17 protein-coding genes are annotated in these 16,248 nt (G+C 58.8%); 9 read left to right on the forward strand and 8 right to left on the reverse strand.

Annotated elements, in window-relative coordinates:
• Window positions 1-79 precede the first annotated feature (79 nt).
• Window positions 80-766, forward strand: a complete 687-nt coding sequence (gene plsY, locus AC5ZGW_RS01630) for a glycerol-3-phosphate 1-O-acyltransferase PlsY (RefSeq protein ID WP_130223114.1) — start codon at window positions 80-82, stop codon at window positions 764-766.
• A 178-nt stretch (window positions 767-944) separates the two neighbouring features.
• On the opposite strand, the gene AC5ZGW_RS01635 is transcribed toward plsY, so the two are convergent.
• On the reverse strand, window positions 945-1,292 hold the full coding sequence (locus AC5ZGW_RS01635; protein ID WP_130223116.1) for a winged helix-turn-helix transcriptional regulator: 348 nt from the start codon (window positions 1,290-1,292) through the stop codon (window positions 945-947).
• A gap of 104 nt (window positions 1,293-1,396) precedes the next feature.
• On the opposite strand from AC5ZGW_RS01635, the gene AC5ZGW_RS01640 reads away from it, so the two are divergent.
• On the forward strand, window positions 1,397-2,392 hold the full coding sequence (locus AC5ZGW_RS01640; RefSeq protein WP_130223118.1) for a zinc-binding dehydrogenase: 996 nt from the start codon (window positions 1,397-1,399) through the stop codon (window positions 2,390-2,392).
• 265 nt (window positions 2,393-2,657) lie between these two features.
• Here AC5ZGW_RS01640 and AC5ZGW_RS01645 read toward each other — a convergent pair whose 3' ends face one another.
• Window positions 2,658-3,113, reverse strand: coding sequence for a hypothetical protein (locus AC5ZGW_RS01645; RefSeq protein ID WP_245474530.1), 456 nt, complete (start codon window positions 3,111-3,113; stop codon window positions 2,658-2,660).
• Here AC5ZGW_RS01645 and AC5ZGW_RS01650 point away from each other — a divergent pair.
• The 7 genes from AC5ZGW_RS01650 (at window position 3,112) to AC5ZGW_RS01680 (ending at window position 11,395) form a co-directional block, all read left to right on the forward strand.
• Window positions 3,112-3,429, forward strand: coding sequence for a helix-turn-helix domain-containing protein (locus AC5ZGW_RS01650; protein WP_349645047.1), 318 nt, complete (start codon window positions 3,112-3,114; stop codon window positions 3,427-3,429). The two genes, AC5ZGW_RS01645 and AC5ZGW_RS01650, sit on opposite strands and share 2 nt — an antisense overlap.
• Window positions 3,430-3,905: 476 nt before the next feature.
• Window positions 3,906-5,558: an alpha-keto acid decarboxylase family protein gene (locus AC5ZGW_RS01655; protein WP_130223123.1), complete on the forward strand. Its 1,653-nt coding sequence runs from the start codon at window positions 3,906-3,908 to the stop codon at window positions 5,556-5,558.
• 326 nt (window positions 5,559-5,884) lie between these two features.
• Complete coding sequence (locus AC5ZGW_RS01660) at window positions 5,885-6,244, forward strand: hypothetical protein (protein WP_028161597.1); 360 nt, start codon at window positions 5,885-5,887, stop codon at window positions 6,242-6,244.
• A 215-nt stretch (window positions 6,245-6,459) separates the two neighbouring features.
• Complete coding sequence (locus AC5ZGW_RS01665; RefSeq protein ID WP_130223304.1) at window positions 6,460-8,520, forward strand: DUF1217 domain-containing protein; 2,061 nt, start codon at window positions 6,460-6,462, stop codon at window positions 8,518-8,520.
• A 171-nt stretch (window positions 8,521-8,691) separates the two neighbouring features.
• Window positions 8,692-9,585 carry a hypothetical protein gene (locus tag AC5ZGW_RS01670; protein WP_130223125.1) on the forward strand — a complete coding sequence of 298 codons (894 nt, stop codon included), beginning with the start codon at window positions 8,692-8,694 and terminating at the stop codon, window positions 9,583-9,585.
• 751 nt (window positions 9,586-10,336) lie between these two features.
• Window positions 10,337-10,537: a hypothetical protein gene (locus AC5ZGW_RS01675; RefSeq protein WP_028161595.1), complete on the forward strand. Its 201-nt coding sequence runs from the start codon at window positions 10,337-10,339 to the stop codon at window positions 10,535-10,537.
• 144 nt (window positions 10,538-10,681) lie between these two features.
• Window positions 10,682-11,395 carry a response regulator transcription factor gene (locus AC5ZGW_RS01680; RefSeq protein WP_130223127.1) on the forward strand — a complete coding sequence of 238 codons (714 nt, stop codon included), beginning with the start codon at window positions 10,682-10,684 and terminating at the stop codon, window positions 11,393-11,395.
• Here the strand turns inward: AC5ZGW_RS01680 and AC5ZGW_RS01685 are convergent.
• From AC5ZGW_RS01685 to flhA, 6 genes are all read right to left on the reverse strand, one after another.
• Entirely contained in the window at window positions 11,361-11,819 is a 459-nt protein-coding gene (locus AC5ZGW_RS01685; RefSeq protein ID WP_130223129.1) for a hypothetical protein, read from the reverse strand. The genes AC5ZGW_RS01680 and AC5ZGW_RS01685 overlap by 35 nt on opposite strands.
• A complete protein-coding gene (locus AC5ZGW_RS01690) occupies window positions 11,810-12,307 on the reverse strand; it encodes a hypothetical protein (protein ID WP_245474514.1) in 498 nt (165 codons plus the stop codon). The genes AC5ZGW_RS01685 and AC5ZGW_RS01690 overlap by 10 nt, the downstream gene beginning before the upstream one ends.
• A 23-nt stretch (window positions 12,308-12,330) precedes the next feature.
• Window positions 12,331-12,813: a rod-binding protein gene (locus tag AC5ZGW_RS01695; protein WP_130223130.1), complete on the reverse strand. Its 483-nt coding sequence runs from the start codon at window positions 12,811-12,813 to the stop codon at window positions 12,331-12,333.
• 140 nt (window positions 12,814-12,953) lie between these two features.
• Window positions 12,954-13,376, reverse strand: a complete 423-nt coding sequence (locus tag AC5ZGW_RS01700) for a hypothetical protein (protein ID WP_130223132.1) — start codon at window positions 13,374-13,376, stop codon at window positions 12,954-12,956.
• A 7-nt stretch (window positions 13,377-13,383) separates the two neighbouring features.
• Window positions 13,384-14,133, reverse strand: coding sequence for a flagellar biosynthesis protein FliR (fliR, locus tag AC5ZGW_RS01705; protein ID WP_130223134.1), 750 nt, complete (start codon window positions 14,131-14,133; stop codon window positions 13,384-13,386).
• A complete protein-coding gene (gene flhA / locus AC5ZGW_RS01710) occupies window positions 14,130-16,217 on the reverse strand; it encodes a flagellar biosynthesis protein FlhA (protein ID WP_130223136.1) in 2,088 nt (695 codons plus the stop codon). Before flhA ends, fliR begins: the two co-directional genes overlap by 4 nt.
• Window positions 16,218-16,248 lie beyond the last annotated feature (31 nt).

Raw genomic sequence — 16,248 nt, forward strand, 5'->3', positions numbered from 1 at the left:
ATCCGGTCGAAAATGGCCCATAGCGGTCAAACGAAGTTGGCGATAAAACACTGGTTGCCTGAAACTGGAAATAAAACCCATGGCGTTCTGGACAGCGGGCGCGGTTGGATTGGTGATCGCCTATCTTTTCGGTTCTACGCCCACGGGCTATCTGGCTGGGAAACTTCTCAAGGGCATTGATATTCGAGAGCATGGCTCCAAAGCCACCGGCGCTACGAATGTATTGCGGACCCTCGGTAAATGGCCTGCGTTGGTGGTGCTCGTCGCCGATTTGCTGAAAGGCGTGGGTGCCATCATCGTTGCCCGCTTGTTCTGTCCTTGGCTCTATTCCGAGTTATCTCCGACGCCGCCGACAGCGTTTGATTTGCAAATCTGGGTGCCATGGGCTGTTTGCCTGGCCGGAATTGCCGTGCTGTTTGGGCATAGCCGCTCGATTTGGTTGAACTTTACGGGCGGCAAATCCGCTGCGACCGGGCTGGGTGTGTTGCTGGCGATGTCGTGGCCAGTGGGATTAGGTGCTGTAACGGTCTTTGGCATCGTGCTGGCTATTGCTCGGATTGTTTCCCTTAGCTCGATACTCGCGGCGTTTACAGCAATCGTTCTCGTCTGCGGTTTCGAGCAACCGTTGCCCGATCGGTTGCTGGTGATCGGAGGCGGCATCTACGTGATTGTTCGCCATCGTGCCAACATTCAACGGCTATTGGTGGGGACGGAGCCGCGCCTGGGTCGAAGTGGCCCCGATACGAAAGCAGAAGCGCAAGTCTAGGGTCCGGACTCAATCAGCTTAACGGTGAGGACGGCATTCGACCCTTCCAAGTCGTAGAAGGCATAAGTCGACGAGCACAGAAGCGGCCGTTCCCGCGGGAAGTTGGAGCTACCGGAGCAACGGCCTGCGTTGTTAAGGGTTACCTTGGGCGCGCGTCCGGGAGACGAACCCAGTCAGATCATCCGTGTTCGTTCGCTGCCTCGGCTGAGCCAAGTTTCGCCTGCACATCTTTTCCCCAGCTCGCCATGGCCTCCATGAGCGGCCGAAGCGTCTGACCCAGCTCGGTCAAGCTATATTCCGTCCTGGGCGGGATCGTCCCATAATCATGGCGAACCACGAGCCCCCGGCTTTGAAGCTCCTTGAGCTCCAAGGACAGGATTCGGTCGCTGATCGGTACGCATCCTCTCCGCAGCTCAGAGTAGCGCAGCTTTTCGTTGCGCAGCAGCAGGTGGACGATCTTGGCGGTCCAACGGCCGCCGAGGATCCGCGAGGCGAAGATGACGGGGCATTGACGCACGAAATGCATGAGCGTCTCACTAACAAAAAGTTCCGTACTGTCAATATAGATGTCAGTCCCTTATTCGAAGCCCATTCGGGGCGGTCAGGCCCAGGCTCACGAGGGAATTTGCTATGAAAGCCATCTGTGTAACGGAAAGTCGGACACTGGAAGTTCGCGAGGTGCCGACGCCCGATAAGCCGGCCCCCGGCCATGTGCTGGTCTTGATGGATTCGGCGACCATCACACATGGCGACAAGTTCTTTCTGAGCAACCCGCTGCCGAACGGCTTGATGTCGGGCGGTCGACACGATGTTTATGGCTCGAACGGTGGTGGTACAGTGATTGCGATAGGCGCCGATGTGCCTGCGGCCTATCTCAACAGGAAGGTAGGCGTATATAAAACCCTGAAGCCGAGCGCTGAGGCGGTAGGCATGTGGTGTGAAACGGCCCACGTTCCATATCAGAGCTGCCTCATTTTGCCCGATCAGGTGCGAGTTCGAGACTACAACGGCTCTTTCGCCAACGTTCTGACGGTTCATGCCTTCCTGGCTCAGATACGTGCGGAGGGTCACAAGGGGGTGATCGTCACGGCCGGCAACTCCGCGACGGGCCTGATCGCCGCCTCGTTGACGCGAAGACGCGGCATTCCCGCAGTCTTCCTCGTGCGTTCGACACAGGCAAGAGATGCCCTGACCAAGTACGGCATCGAGCATGTCCTGCTGACGACGCAGGACGGCTTCACGGCTCGTCTCGGCGAACTGGCAGCCGAGATCGGCGCAACTGCCGTGTTCGATGGCATCGGCGGCGAGCTTCTGGGCCGTATCATGCCTGTTCTACCCACAAATGCGACGGTGTACGTCTATGGCTTCATGGATGCGGCAACACCGACCGCCTTCTCCTCCGTGCTGATCATGGCCAAGAACCTGACGCTGCGGCGCTTCTCCAATCTGGAAAGTGCAACGGTGTCGGAGCCCGAGCGACTCGCCGCCGTCTCCCGTGAGATCAAAGAACTCATCGACGATCCGCTTCTAAAAACGAAAGTAGGCCGCGAGTTTCGTTTCGACGAGATCGGTGAAGCAATTGCTTTTCAGAATTTCTCAGGTGCGAGAGCCGTACTCGTGCCGTGACGCTTGGCCCCTCACACCTTTCGTATTCTCCCCTGACATACAACTATCGGTGTTCGCGTTTGCAATTCCGCCTGTCCGTTGACCTTGGCATCGAAGCTGTACGCGGGAGCGGGTCGCCCTAAGAGGTAGAAGCGTCCTCGCAATTGTTTTGCCAGGATCATGCTCGAAAGCGCGATGAGATGAGGATGAATCATCATCGCGCTTTAGATTATTGTTTGAGCATGATCTTTTCGGAAAACCGCTTCACACTTTTCCGGATCATGCTCTAGTAAAGATTATTTTTGTATTCGTTCTCCAGTCCCTTCTTCAGAAGGCTCGTCATGCCCGGAACGGACAATGCGGCGCTTGTAAGCCGGGCTCCAAGTCCGTTGGCCTTGTTGAGCTTGATATGCTCGGTGAAGACCTTCGCGGGATCGATGGCGGGGCGGCCGGACATTGGCCAGAGATGCGTTCGAACGAGGGCAATTCTGACATCATATTCTGAATTCCTGCCAATGCACTTCCGCGGAAATTGGAATCGATTGGAATGCCAATCCTTACTGATCTGAGCGATCGGGTTAATTTCGTCGATCCGGATGAGGTGGCGCCCGCTGTGGTCACCTACGGCATCACGATGGTCACGACCGGCGTCGAGCTTGATTTTCACAGTCGCGGTGGCGCCGGTGGGCAAGTTGCATCTGCCGATGCCAACGGATCGCCGGCTGCGCAAGATCGTCGACATGATGATGGCCGATCCTTCGGCCCAGGCGACGATGGAGATCTGGGCCAAGCGCGCCGGGCTTAGCGAGCGAACACTGGCGCGCATGATTGCCCGGCAGGCCGGCATGACCTTCGGCCGCTGGCGGCAGCAGCTCAACATCGTGCTCGCACTGCAATGGCTGGCGGGCGGCGCAACGATCCAGCAAGTGGCCATGGATCTCGGCTATGAGAGCGCGGGCAGTTTCGTCACGATGTTCAGGAAGACGCTCGGCACGACGCCGGGCCGCTATATGGCTGAACGGCAGGTGCCGCTCGCGTCTCGCAGTTCAAAGCACTAGAGCAACGCTACAGGAGCATTCTGTCGCCCTTCATGATCGAATGCTCGTCGTTGCAGCGATCACGAAGCCGTCACAGGCGCGCGCAGAGATCTCTCTTTTAGTTTATCGGCGACCTTCGATTACCGGCGACAGTTTCCCGGCAAGCTCCGCGCCTAAGTGAGGTGTGCCGGCCGCACCGTCAATCATTTCAGATGTAACCAGATTTTCGCGCTGGGTTATCGTGTCGTAACGAAGGAAAACCACATTTAGTCCAGCCAACAGTCGTGGAGTTTGTTGTGGACAGGTCTTCTTTCGATACTTCCCCCTCAAGTGCGCCCTCAATGTGGACACAGTGGGAAAACGAGCGCGACGTCAGACGAGCAGTCCGAGCGCTCGCTGCGCTTGATGATCAAACCTTGCGCGAGTTGGGTATTCGAGACCGCTCCCACGTCGAGTTCACTGTTCGATTTTGTCGCGAGTGTTGACGAGACCGCGTGATGTCACGAACCGTTGTTCAGCATGTGCTCTCGCGGCTGCATGATGTCGGCATCAGCGATGTCTTTGGCGTTCCGGGCGACTTCTCCTTTCCGCTCAACGATGCGACGTATAGCGAACCGGGCCTGCGCTGGATTGGATGCTGCAACGAGCTCAACGCCGCCTATGCCGCTGATGGCTATGCGCGGATCAAGGGCGCCGGCGCTGTCTGCACCACCTATGGCGTGGGCGAGCTCAGCGCGCTGAACGGCATCGCCGGCGCTTACGCCGAGCATCTCCCCGTTTTCCACCTGGTCGGAATGCCGCCCACGGCCGCGCAAGCCGCGCGCTCCGTGCTGCACCATACGCTGGGCAACGGCGAATTCGATCTGTTCCGCCGCATGACCGAGCCGGTGGTCTGCGCGCACTCGGTCATCACGCCGCAGAATGCTGCGTATGAGACCGAACGCCTCCTGTTTGAGGCATTCTATCATCGGAGGCCCGTCTACATGGCCTTTCCCGCCGATCTTGCCGATCGGCCCGTGCTTGGAAGCGCTCAGCCTCTCGCCGCTCCTGGAAGCGATCCCGTCCTTCTCGAGAAGGTTGTGAATGCAATCCTGTCAAACATCGATCGGGCCAAGACCGCGTGCATCCTGCCCGGCCTCCTGGTGGCGCGCACCGGCCTGCAGCGGACGATGCAGGCGATCGTTGGCGCGTCCGGCCTGCCATTCGCCACCATGTTTCTCGACAAATCCGTGCTCGACGAAAGCCAGTCGGCGTATGTCGGAATGTATGCCGGACGATTGATGAACGAGGATGTGCGCCAGTTCGTCGAGAGCTGCGATCTCGTGCTCGCCGTCGGGACGCTATTCAGTGACCTGAACACCGGCGCCTTCACGGCCAAACTGGATCCGGCACGGCTCATTTCGATAGGTCATCACCACACCACATTGCAGGGGCGCACGCATTCCGGCCTCGAGATGGCCGATGTGCTCGCCGCCCTGGCGAAGCGCCTCGGCAAGCACAGCAACGTCGTCACGCCGCCTTATGCCGACCCGATTGGTACGGGAAGCGGCAGCGGCGACGACCCTATCACCGCTGCCGCGCTCTATTCGCGCTGGAACAAGTTCATACGACCTGACGATATCGTTGTCGCGGAGACCGGCACGGTCTCCATGGGGCTAGGTTTCGCGCGGCTGCCGCGGGGCGCGAGCTTCCACAACCAGGGGCTATGGGGATCGATCGGCTGGGCAACGCCGGCCGCGCTCGGCGCCGCCGCTGCCGCCCCACACCGACGCACGGTGCTCGTGACCGGAGAAGGCTCTCATCAATTTACGGTACAGGAAATCAGCCAGTTTGCCCGGCTCGGTTTGAAACCGGTGATTTTCGTGCTGAACAATGGCGGCTATCTCATCGAGCGGCTCCTCGCCAAGGAGCCTGCCGTTGCCTACAACGACGTCCCATCCTGGCGATATGCCGAGCTGCCGCGGGTGCTGGGTTGCGACGGCTGGATGACGGCGCGCACGACGACGTGCGGCGAACTCGACCAAGCGTTGCGAAGCGCCGCCGACGCGCAGAGCGGAGTCTACATCGAAGTCGTTACTTCGCCATCTGAAGCACCGCCCTTCCCGCTCCACCTGCGCGACAATGCGAAATCCCTGTATCGCATGTCCTGAGGCGCTCCGTCGGCCCATTCCGAGGGGCAATCATCGTGCGTTTGAGACGCGGGGATTCTCGTCAGTAAGCTGACTGAGCTACATCCTCCGGCTGTCCTTGGCAGCGTCGCATTCTCTCTGCTGCGGCGCCACAGAATGCGGGCCGCAAGGCCGCTGCCATCCGTTGTAACGCCATAGTGAGGTGGCTCAACGGAATTTTTCAGGACCGGCTGTGGAAGCCAACCTACATCTATCTTCACCAGCATATCGGTACGGATGCGACCGCCAATGGTCCGCAATTTAGGATGTTCACGTTGTTTATCCGAGTAGCCTTAGGAGGCAATGTCATGAAACGGCTTCTGCTCGCAATCGCAATTGCCGGTATGGGCTCGCTCTTCGTTACCAACGCCGATGCGCGGTCTGCCTATGACGGCCCTTGGAGTCTCCTGTTCGTCACGCAATACGGTCCCTGTGATCCGACGTACAATTTCTCCGTCAACATCATCAACGGCATCGTCACTCACCCCAATCTGGTGAATTTCAGGGGACGCGTGGCTCCATCCGGCGCAGTCCGCGCTTCTGTGACCGTGCACGAGAAATATGCTTCCGGATCCGGCAGGCTCGTCGGTCCGTACGGTCGTGGAACCTGGAGCGGTCATTCCGGCAATGCGCGCTGCGCAGGCTATTGGACGGCCCAGCGCAACTGACCGGCCTGCGCAACACCGATACGGCCCTGCTCTGTCGGTGACGTCTGCGTCGGAACATGGCTTCGCGGAACGTCAACGGCTCCGCCGGATGCCGCCTCAATCTCCCGGTACGGAGGCCGCCGATACTGGGCGAGCGCCTTGTTCCGGCAACCCTGCCAGCTTCACGCAAGGAAGATGGTCATTATATCAGGGAGTTTTCCAAAAAGGATGGATCGATGGTGTCGACGTACGCCAGCTACAATTCCGTCGTGCGCAACCTCCAGCAATCCCTGACGCGGGTCGCGCAGCAGGCTGACGTGACACGAAGCGCCGCCTACTACAAAGAAAACATAGGCAAGATCAAAACCGTCGATGAGTTTCTGAAGAACGACCGGCTCTACCGGTATGCGATGGAGGCATATGGGCTGGAGGATATGATCTATGCAAAAGCCTTCATGATAAAGGTGCTGGAGAGCAATCTCCTCGACGCGAACAGCTTCGCCAACAAACTGACCGACAAGCGTTTTCGTGATTTTGCGTCAGCATTTTCCTTCACAGGCTCCGATACGCCCGCTGCGCAATCGTCAAACCAGACTGACGAGATGATCGGCTTGTACACGGCATCGGTCCAAAAGCGGGTCGACGCAATCGACGAAGACACGAACTACTACAACATCGTGATCGGCCGCGTCAAAAACGTCGATGAGCTGCTGAATGACGACCGCCTTCGCACATATGTGTTCGAGGCGTTCGGCATCGACGACAGCAATTGGTCGCGCGACACGATACGAAAGGTCTTGAGCAGCGATCCATCCGATCCGAACAGTTATGTTAACACCGTTTGGGGTCCCCAGAAGGATGCGATCAATGCCAAGCTCGGTCAGGCGCAGGCGGTTGCCGCCGATGCCAATGCGAAAATTGCGCAGTATATGTCGCAGCTATCGCAGCCTGGCGCCGATGTACCAGGCTTGAGAGCGAAGATTACGACCGAAACAAACCGGTTGGCGCAAAGCAGGGCAGACATATCGAGCTACCAGGACTCTCTCACCACAATCGGCCACTATTTCGATCTCGCTGGCGCGTTCGAGTTTTCGGCAGATGGAACGCTTGCTTCCGGCGGGTCCGCTCAGACCGACGCGAACCGGAAGAGCACCAACGATAAATTTGTCCTCACCAAGGGGGCCGAATATCTCGACGCGGAGGAAGAAAATGAAACCCTCGCGATCAAGCAGTTCAAGGCCAATATTTCTAATATAAAGTCAGTTCAACAGTTCATGTCCGCGCCGAACATCTATAACTTCGCACTCAAGGCGGTTGGCCTCGACCCGGAAAAAGTCTCGCCGGTCACGATCAAGGCCGTGCTCACCAGCGATCTGAGCGACCCGACGAGCTATGCCTATACCCTCCGAGACGACCGATACATACAGCTCGCGCACGCTTTCAACTTTGACAGCAAGGGCAACCTGACAACGCCCCTGGTGGCGCAGAACTCGGTTGAAGTCACGCAGATCGTCAAGGACTACATCATCGCAAAAACGCGATTTGCGAGCGATACGGAAAAAGACAGCCTTCGCCAGAAGGCCGAGAAGGACGCCAAGTATTACCAGACCACGATCGCAGGCATCGAGAGCGTTTCCGAGTTGCTTTCGGACAGAAAGTTGGTCGATATCGTTCTTGTTGCAAACGGCCTGGATCCTGCGAAGGTCACCGACGACTATCTCAAGAAGATCTTCAATTCCGATCTGAGCGATCCCACGAGCTTCGCAAACACCGCCAGCGACTCCCGCTTTGCCGAGATCGCGGCATCGTTCAATTTCGACAACGAAGGCAACATCGCCCGGATCGCGACCATAGGACCGCATCGGCGGGACCAGCTCCTGGAGACGCAGAACAACTATCTCCAGCAAACGTTGGAGGCGCAGCAGGGAGAGGCGAATGCCGGTGTTCGCCTGGCGCTGTATTTCGAACGAAAGTCCGCACAGATCACGTCCGCATACGATATCCTCGCCGACCGGGCTCTCGCGCAGGTGTTTCGAACCACCTACAATCTGCCGGATGCGATGGGGAGCATGGACATCGATCAGCAAGCAAAGATCGTCGAAAAGCACCTCAACCTGAAGGATCTCGCCGATCCGGAGAAACTTGCAGCGCTGCTGAAGCGGTTTACCGCGATGTACGATGTGATGAACAACAGCAGCCAGGTTACGTCACCTGCGCTCGCCATCCTGCAAGGGTCTGGCACTGGCATCAATCAGGACACGCTGCTGTCTATCGCGCTGCTCGGCAAGCAGCGTTGAACAGCCGCAGCTCCCGGCAACATGGGAGCTGCATTCCGGATGCGGACCGCTGCGATCGCGGAAGATCCGCTGCCAACGCCAACATCGCCTCCCGCTGGCCCGAGGGATCGTAGGTTTCACGCAAGGTTCGCTTGATATCCAGCAAATCAGGATTTGTCCGCCGACAAAATCATGGCCGAACCAGCAACCAACGAGACCGCAGCCGAAGCGACGCCGACTGCCCCGCAGCCAACCGCCACTGATGCCGGCAAGAGCGGCGCATCGCCGCCGCGACCCGGCAATAAGGCGAAGGCCACCGCCTCTCGTCCGGCCGCAGCTACGGTTGACGAGCTGCTCGCCCAGGAGGCGCTCGCCACCATGAAGCGCACCCGCACAATGCCGCGGCCTGAGCCTGTCAGGCCCAAGGCGCGTACGCCGATCCCGGCCGCCACGCTCGTCGTCAAGAAGCCGCAGCCACGGACATGGATGGCGCCGTTCGTCACTCTTGCAGTGATCGTCGCGATCTCCTCTCTCATCTCGATAGGCGGCGTCGCCTACCTGGTCCTGCGGCCCATTGCGATTACCGCAGCATCGGATGCCGAGCTTCGCAACCTCCGTGAGGCGATGTCGCAACTGCGCCGCAACGTTGCGAGCCTATCAAGCGATGTCGCGGCGAACCGCACCGCATTCGACGCCGCAAACCGAGCCGCGAGCGACCGGTATGGCCGACTGGTCCAAAGCGTCGAGCGCGTCGAAAGAGATCAATCGATATCGGCCACCAAGGTCGAACGCATGGTCGAAGCAAAGCCGCAGGTTGCACGAACCGTAGCGGCAGCTTCATCCTCCGACGTCACTGGCACCATTCAGGCGCAGCCGCGGCAAACCACGGCGCGACGAGAGATCATCCCGGGTTGGCGCGTGCGGCGCGCTTATGAGGGCGTTGCCATACTTGAAGGACCAGCAGGTGTGATCGAGGTTACTCGGGGCCAGGAGGTGCCGAGCCTGGGTCGCATCGAGGAAATCAAAAACGAGAACGGTGGCTGGCAAGTATTGACCAGCAAGGGCATTGTTGCTTCCGCGCGTTGATGTTGCCACTGCACGACTGATCGTGTGATGCGGTCAATTCGCCAGATATGCACGCAAGCGTGCATTGTTCCATATGACCCGATAGCATGCACCGCGGCGCCCCTATGACCGCTGGCGCGCATTGAGTTCCATGTGACCGCTAGCGCGCATTGTGGGCATGCCACGCACAGCAACGCGAGCACCACATGTTTCACTTTCCGCGGACTGCACTCGCGCCTCGATCTGCATGTCGATCGTCAGATACGCGCCTGTTGATGCGACGCACGACGAATAGCAGCGCCTCTATCGAACCTATGCGACGTTTTGACGCTCACCAAAATCAAGGGTTCATCACATCGAGCGATGATCTCGCGTCGCGCCACACGATGATCTCGTGTTGGCGACACCACTTCAACTCCACGGCTACGAGTGATCGATGCTTATCGAAGCGTTTTCGCAGCGTTTTGACGACGGCGGAGATGTCAATTGATGAAAAGTCCGCCTAGCGCGCGCGGAAAAAATAACCTCATCGAAACACAAATATGTTGCACGACGGTTTCATGACGACGATCGTCGCTCTTGGCAGAAAAATTCTCCTCCTTTGTTTCAACTTAGAGGAGCACATTGCCAAGTAGTCCGAGCAAATGGGTTGAGTAAGCGTTTCAATAAAGCAACATCTACTCGCTGACGAGTTGTCTCGCAGTAAATGCCTAGTTCAATTGCTTGACGATCATACTCCACTTCGACGTAATGGACGTGATCCGATTCGACAGTGCGCGAGCTGATGTTCATTCTTGATGTGACCTTCAACAACAAGACGCTGTTCGCTTCTCGCCGCAATTTCGATCGGTTGTATCGAGACCAGACTGCAATTGCACGAACAGTGCTGAGGAACCCAAAAAGATTGCCGGGCAGCATCACCACCACGGCAACGTTCCTCGTCGCCTCAAACGGCGGCATCACCCGCGCCTGATCAAGCTTTCGAGCAAACCAGACGCGCGTGCTTCGGTCTCAGTAACTTGTATCGGGTCAGTACCTGTGGTGTTGCGTAACCAAGCGGAGCGAGCACGCCTGCTCGACTCCACAACAACTATCTAGGGCAAACAGGGGCATCCACATGTTCATCGTCATCGATGATCGGGAGACCGTTACACGGGGCTATGCGGCTGGATTCGATCGCGAAGGCGTCGTTTCGATCGGCTTCTCATCGAAAGATTTTCGCGAATGGCTACAATCCGCCGTAGGCAATGACGTAATGGCAATCGGGGCGTTTATCCTGGGGGACTGCTCGGATCGAACGAGCATTCCCAAGAGCATCCGCAACAAGTCTCACGCGCCGATCATCGCCCTGAACAACCTGAAGCAGCTCCGGGACACGATCGAGCTGTTCGAAGCCGGCGTCGACGACGTCGTCCATATTCCGATCCATGTTCGCGAGATCCTGGTTCGCACGGCCGTCATCCGCCGACGAACCGTCGGTCAATCAGCCGAAACGCCAACCAGCCTGATCCGCGTTTTTCTTGACGGCCGGGATCCGGAAATCGGCGGCAGAACGCTGGCCCTGCCGCGTCGCGAGCTGCGCATTCTCGAGCATCTGGTCGCGCACCAGGGAAAGTGGCTGACAAAGACCCAGCTCTTCAATGCGACCTACGGTCTTTTCGACTCGAGCTTCGACGAAAACGTGATCGAGGGGCACGTGAGCAAGCTTCGCAAGAAGCTCCGCAACCACCTCGGCTACGATCCGATCGAGTCAAAGCGCTATATGGGATATCGGCTCGACGACTTGCGAAAGCGGTCTAACGACGAATTTGATCCTTCGGAACATAATTGAAGTCCTGAACGAGCACGTCCTGCAAGACGTCAGCCTGAAGGCGCTTGTTGACGTGCTCTCTGACCGTACGTGAAAAGTGGGCGAGATCGAATCGAGAAAGGTTCTTGAAGTCGAGATTCTCATCGGAATAGATTTTCCGAAATGCCTCGTCCACGACGAAAGCTTCCGGCGGCACCGGAAGCTGACGAAGCACTGTTGAATCCGCCGTGAAGACGAACTGTGCAACGATGTAGCCCTGGACGCTGCCATCAGCGATCATCGGCACGTTGATCACCCTCGTCTTCTCGTAGACGAGGCCGCCCGCGTAGTCCTGCTTGGCCGCAGGCGCGGCATGTCCTTCCTTCCAGTAAGACAGAGCCAGGCTTGCGCCGACGGTGACGATGCAGGCCCAGACGCCGGCCACGAGCAGCCTGACTATTTGCATCCGCCCGGCCCCATCAATGAGTATGTGCCATCCGATTCAACTTCCTGGATCGACTTCGCGATGATCGCTGAGACTTCGCGAACGGCATCGAGATGCATTTGTAGTGCGGCCTGATTTCTGACGAGGCTCGCCCGCAGGCGCGTCAGGTGCGCGACCACACGAGGGTCGAACTCGATCCCCTGTGTCACGCGCATGGCCCTCGTCAGTTCAAGCAGGCCACGATTCTTGCGCTGACTAAAGGAATCAAAATCGACTTGCGCCCGGTTCTCGAGTTTGTCCGTTTCCTCGTCAATGGTCGCCGTGAGCCGCTCGATCGCATTCAACGCGTTCGAGTTGGTTCCCAGCCATTGAGCCGCGATATCCTGCGCATCCGTCAGCTCGGGCAAGGCTTGTTGTGACAGCGCCGGCAGACCGCCTCCCTCGGAAACAATCGTCGCCTGTGCCTCGAGGATTTCAAGCGTTTGTTGCTGCTCGTCATTCTGATCCATCGTTGCGCTCATCTTGCTGCAAATTAGCCGTTACCAGTCGCGGAATTGGCAACGGAGCGCGATTTCGCGAGCTGCTTGGCAATTCCGATTCCTTCACCCTTGGCCATCTCATTGCTGATCTGTTCAGCCAGCATCGACCGCCAGATCGTGCCGGCAGTTCCTTTGCCGAAAATCTCGCTCGCGTTCTGCGGCAGCATCGACTCGACGAACGTTTGCAGGACGAACGCTTCGAACTTCCGAAAGACGCCGCGATCGGTATCTGCCTTCCTGATGATCGTGGCGTGCCCGCTGCCGTCGACCGCGGCGCCGCGCAAAGCGCTCGTGCCTTGCTCAGACACCGTGGGTCGTTCCAGCGCACCTGTCTCGATCTTCCGGTCCATCGCCGCGGCGAAGTCTTCGCCTGCGGACGAGGCGCGCTCAAGCTTGCCAGTGGCCATGCGCTGGGAGACCGGATCTGCGGCCTCCATCACATCCAGGATAAGATCCGGTACGGGGCTGACCGTCATGCTGTGCCTCTCCTTGATCATGATCCGATTAAAGGGAATCGGATCATGACCTCATCTCTTTGTTTGAGCATGATCCTCCCACGCAAACGCTTCGCGTTTGTCGCGAGGGAAAACCGGTTTCCACTTTTCCGGATCATGCTCTAGCGATCCAAACTGGTTTCATTGGCCTGCATTTTCTCGGCCGGCCGTTTCGCCGCTGTTTCAGTTACTTCCTCAAGGACGCGCTGCTCCCGCTGTCGAAATGCCTGCCGCGCGACCGTTTCAGCCATTCGGAGCACCTGCTTCAGTTTGCGGGCCTCGGTCATCGCGTGCGAGGTGATACGCTCCTTCGCCTTAGCCACCACTCCTTGTTCAACGCTCGCGGTCCTCAGATTCTGACCCGCGTTTTGCGCCGCCAACGGCGTCACTCCGATCGCCTCGTTGAACCCCTCGATGATCCGACGCTGCCGCTCCTGCAGTTCCTGCTCCTTCGCCTGGCACTCTATGAGTTCCCATTGCGCAAGACGGTGCATCTTCGCCTGGACGGCGGCGATGCGACGGATTTTCCGATCTCTTGATTTCATGCGTCGATCAACCGGCCAGCCACGATGAAAATGCGATTGTGAACTGCAGCACGAGTTCACGACTGGTCAGATAGACCAGCATGAGGCCGCCGAAGACCACGAAAGGCAGCGAAATAAAATAGACGGGAATGCTTGGCGTCAGCTTGTTGGCGAGCCCGAGCGCGAGGTTGACAATGACGCCGTAAACGATGAACGGGCTGGCCACCCTGAGTGCCAGGACGAACGCTTGTGAAAGATGATCGGTGAGCTCGGAGAGCCCGGTCTCGCCGCTGATGCCGACCGCCGGCGTCCAGATTCGATAGGAGTTAATGAGACCGCGGAGCAGCTCCCAATGTTGACCGGTCATGAAGAACAGGACGATCGCCGGCAATGTGATGAATGGCACGAGGGCCGGCATCTGTTGACCGTCTTCCAACGTTCCGGGTATTCCGCTGAGCCCAATCGCGGATGCGGCCATCGTCACCATTGTTTCCAGGGCGAAAAAGAACACCGCGGCGGTCAGGCCGATCAGGAGGCCGATCACCAACTCCGACATGATCGCACGGACGATGGCCGCCATCGCGGCTGTCTCCACGACAGGGCGTACGCTCGCCTCCAGCAAGGGCGCCAACATCAGCGTGACGTTGATGGCCATGAACAGCCGGACCTGCACCGGAATGTTGGAACGCGAAAATCCCGGCGCGATCATCAAGCATGTGCCGACCCGGCAGAAGATCAGAAATGTGGCCAGCACGGAGCCTGATGCGCTCGCGATCAAGAAATTGCTCCGAGCGACTTCACCTCGACACCGCGCGCGATCTCGACGTGCGACAACACCGGCAGGGTCGGGAACACCCGCTCCGTGATCATGCGAACATATGGACGAACTTCCGGGGGCGCGACGAGCACGACGCTTTCGCCCTGCCCCATTGCCTTTCGAACCGCCGTCGTAACGTCCGCCGCGAACTGCTCGACCAGGCGAGGATCGGCGTCGAATTCCACGATCTCGCCCTTGGCATCGCGTTTGAGGCTTTGATGGAATGCGAGATCCCAGCGATTTCCGAGCCGCAGCACTTTGAGCACCCCGTTGTCGGCGAAGTCACCGCAGATCTGCTGCGCGATGCGCATGCGAACGTGCTCCGCGATAGGTTCGGCGCGGCGGATGAAAGGCGCGATTTCCGCAACGGCTTCGAGAATCAGATGCAGGTTCCTGATCGAGATGCGCTCAGCAAGCAGCAGCTTGAGGACCGCCTGCAGGCCCGAATAGGAGATTTGCGACGGGCAGATATCCTCAATGAGCCGCTTGTACTCGGGGTCGAGCCGATCCAGCAGGGCCCGCATGTCCTTGTAGGAAAGAAGCTGCGCCAGATTGCCACGGATGATTTCGCTCAAATGGGTGAGAAGGACGGAAATGTTGTCCGCAACCTTGAAGCCATCCCGTCTGACCTCTTCGAGGAACGTCTCGGGTATCCACATCGCCTTCATGCCGAAGGCCGGCTCCACCGTCTCGTCGCCCGGCACGTCCGGCTTGCGAACACCATCGAAGAGCACCAGAACCTCGCCGATGCGAAGCTCATGCTGCGCCACGATAGTGCCGTGTATCTTGATGCGGTAGCTCTTCGGCCCGACGGACATGTCGTCCGTCAATTTGATTTCGGGAATCACAAACCCGTATTGGGTCGCAAAGCGGCGCCGTATCTTGCTGACGCGATGCGAAAGTTCCCCGTGCGCATGCAGCATTTGAACCGCAAGCTGGCTGCCTACGCAGAGCTCGACGTCCGCTGTCTTCAGATATTCCTTGATCGATTCTTTCGAGTCGGCCTGCGATCGTTCGCGCTCCTGCGCTGCAAGCACCTCCTCCTGCTGCCGTCTCGCCGCCTGCCGGCGGGGAAGCGCGTAACTCATGAATGCCATCACGCCGCCCAGGAAAGCAAAGGGCAGCAGTGGCAGGCCCGGCAGCATTCCCAGAACGAACATCATCAGCGCGGCCACCGACTGCGCGCGCGGATAGCCGCCGAGCTGCCTGAGCACCGTCTGTTCCGCCGATCCCCTTGTGCCGCCCTTTGAAACGAGCAGGCCAGCCGAAAGGGAGACGATCAGTGCCGGGACCTGCGAGACCAGACCGTCACCGACGGAAAGCTTGGTGAAGATATCTGCTGCCCGCGCCAGCGGGAGGCCGTGATGGACCACGCCGATGACGATGCCGCCGAATATGTTGATCGCGGTGATGATCAGCCCGGCGATGGCATCCCCGCGCACGAATTTCGAAGCGCCGTCCATTGCGCCGAAGAAGGCGCTTTCCTCCTCCAGCTCCCTGCGCCGACGCTGCGCCTCCTTGTCGTCGATCAGCCCCGCGGACAGATCCGCATCGATCGCCATTTGCTTGCCCGGGATCGCATCGAGCGTGAAGCGCGCGCCGACCTCCGCGATACGCGTGGCGCCCTTGGTGATGACGACGAAATTGACCGTGACAAGAATAGCGAAAATGATCAGCCCGATGACAAAGTCGCCGCCCATCACGAACTTCGAGAAACCGGCCACCACATAGCCGGCCGCGTGCTCTCCCTCGGCCCCGCGCGACAGGATCACCCGGGTCGTCGCTACGTTCAGCGCGAGGCGAAGAATGGTCGCAATCAGGAGCACCGTCGGGAAGGCCGAAAAATCCAGCGGGCGCTGAATCCACAGCGCCACCATCAGGATCAGCGCCGAAAGCGCGATCGAGAAGGCGAGACCGACATCGATCAGGACCGATGGAACCGGCAGGACCAGCATCGTCAGGATGGCGACGATGCCGACCGCAAAAGCAACGTCGGCACCCATCCGACGCTCGCTCGGCAGAGCTGGGCTTAGTGCTTGGGCCATGGAGATTCCTGGGACACCATCATATCGGCAC

This window comes from Bradyrhizobium sp. Crot121, from assembly GCF_059512385.1.

Coding starts and splice junctions, on each gene's coding strand:
- plsY (WP_130223114.1), top strand. CDS start 80: ATGGCGTTCTGGACAGCGGGCGCGGTTGGATTGGTGATCGCCTATCTT.
- AC5ZGW_RS01635 (WP_130223116.1), bottom strand. CDS start 1,292: ATGCATTTCGTGCGTCAATGCCCCGTCATCTTCGCCTCGCGGATCCTC.
- AC5ZGW_RS01640 (WP_130223118.1), top strand. CDS start 1,397: ATGAAAGCCATCTGTGTAACGGAAAGTCGGACACTGGAAGTTCGCGAG.
- AC5ZGW_RS01650 (WP_349645047.1), top strand. CDS start 3,112: ATGATGATGGCCGATCCTTCGGCCCAGGCGACGATGGAGATCTGGGCC.
- AC5ZGW_RS01645 (WP_245474530.1), bottom strand. CDS start 3,113: ATGTCGACGATCTTGCGCAGCCGGCGATCCGTTGGCATCGGCAGATGC.
- AC5ZGW_RS01655 (WP_130223123.1), top strand. CDS start 3,906: ATGTCACGAACCGTTGTTCAGCATGTGCTCTCGCGGCTGCATGATGTC.
- AC5ZGW_RS01660 (WP_028161597.1), top strand. CDS start 5,885: ATGAAACGGCTTCTGCTCGCAATCGCAATTGCCGGTATGGGCTCGCTC.
- AC5ZGW_RS01665 (WP_130223304.1), top strand. CDS start 6,460: ATGGTGTCGACGTACGCCAGCTACAATTCCGTCGTGCGCAACCTCCAG.
- AC5ZGW_RS01670 (WP_130223125.1), top strand. CDS start 8,692: ATGGCCGAACCAGCAACCAACGAGACCGCAGCCGAAGCGACGCCGACT.
- AC5ZGW_RS01680 (WP_130223127.1), top strand. CDS start 10,682: ATGTTCATCGTCATCGATGATCGGGAGACCGTTACACGGGGCTATGCG.
- AC5ZGW_RS01685 (WP_130223129.1), bottom strand. CDS start 11,819: ATGCAAATAGTCAGGCTGCTCGTGGCCGGCGTCTGGGCCTGCATCGTC.
- AC5ZGW_RS01690 (WP_245474514.1), bottom strand. CDS start 12,307: ATGGATCAGAATGACGAGCAGCAACAAACGCTTGAAATCCTCGAGGCA.
- AC5ZGW_RS01695 (WP_130223130.1), bottom strand. CDS start 12,813: ATGACGGTCAGCCCCGTACCGGATCTTATCCTGGATGTGATGGAGGCC.
- AC5ZGW_RS01700 (WP_130223132.1), bottom strand. CDS start 13,376: ATGAAATCAAGAGATCGGAAAATCCGTCGCATCGCCGCCGTCCAGGCG.
- flhA (WP_130223136.1), bottom strand. CDS start 16,217: ATGGCCCAAGCACTAAGCCCAGCTCTGCCGAGCGAGCGTCGGATGGGT.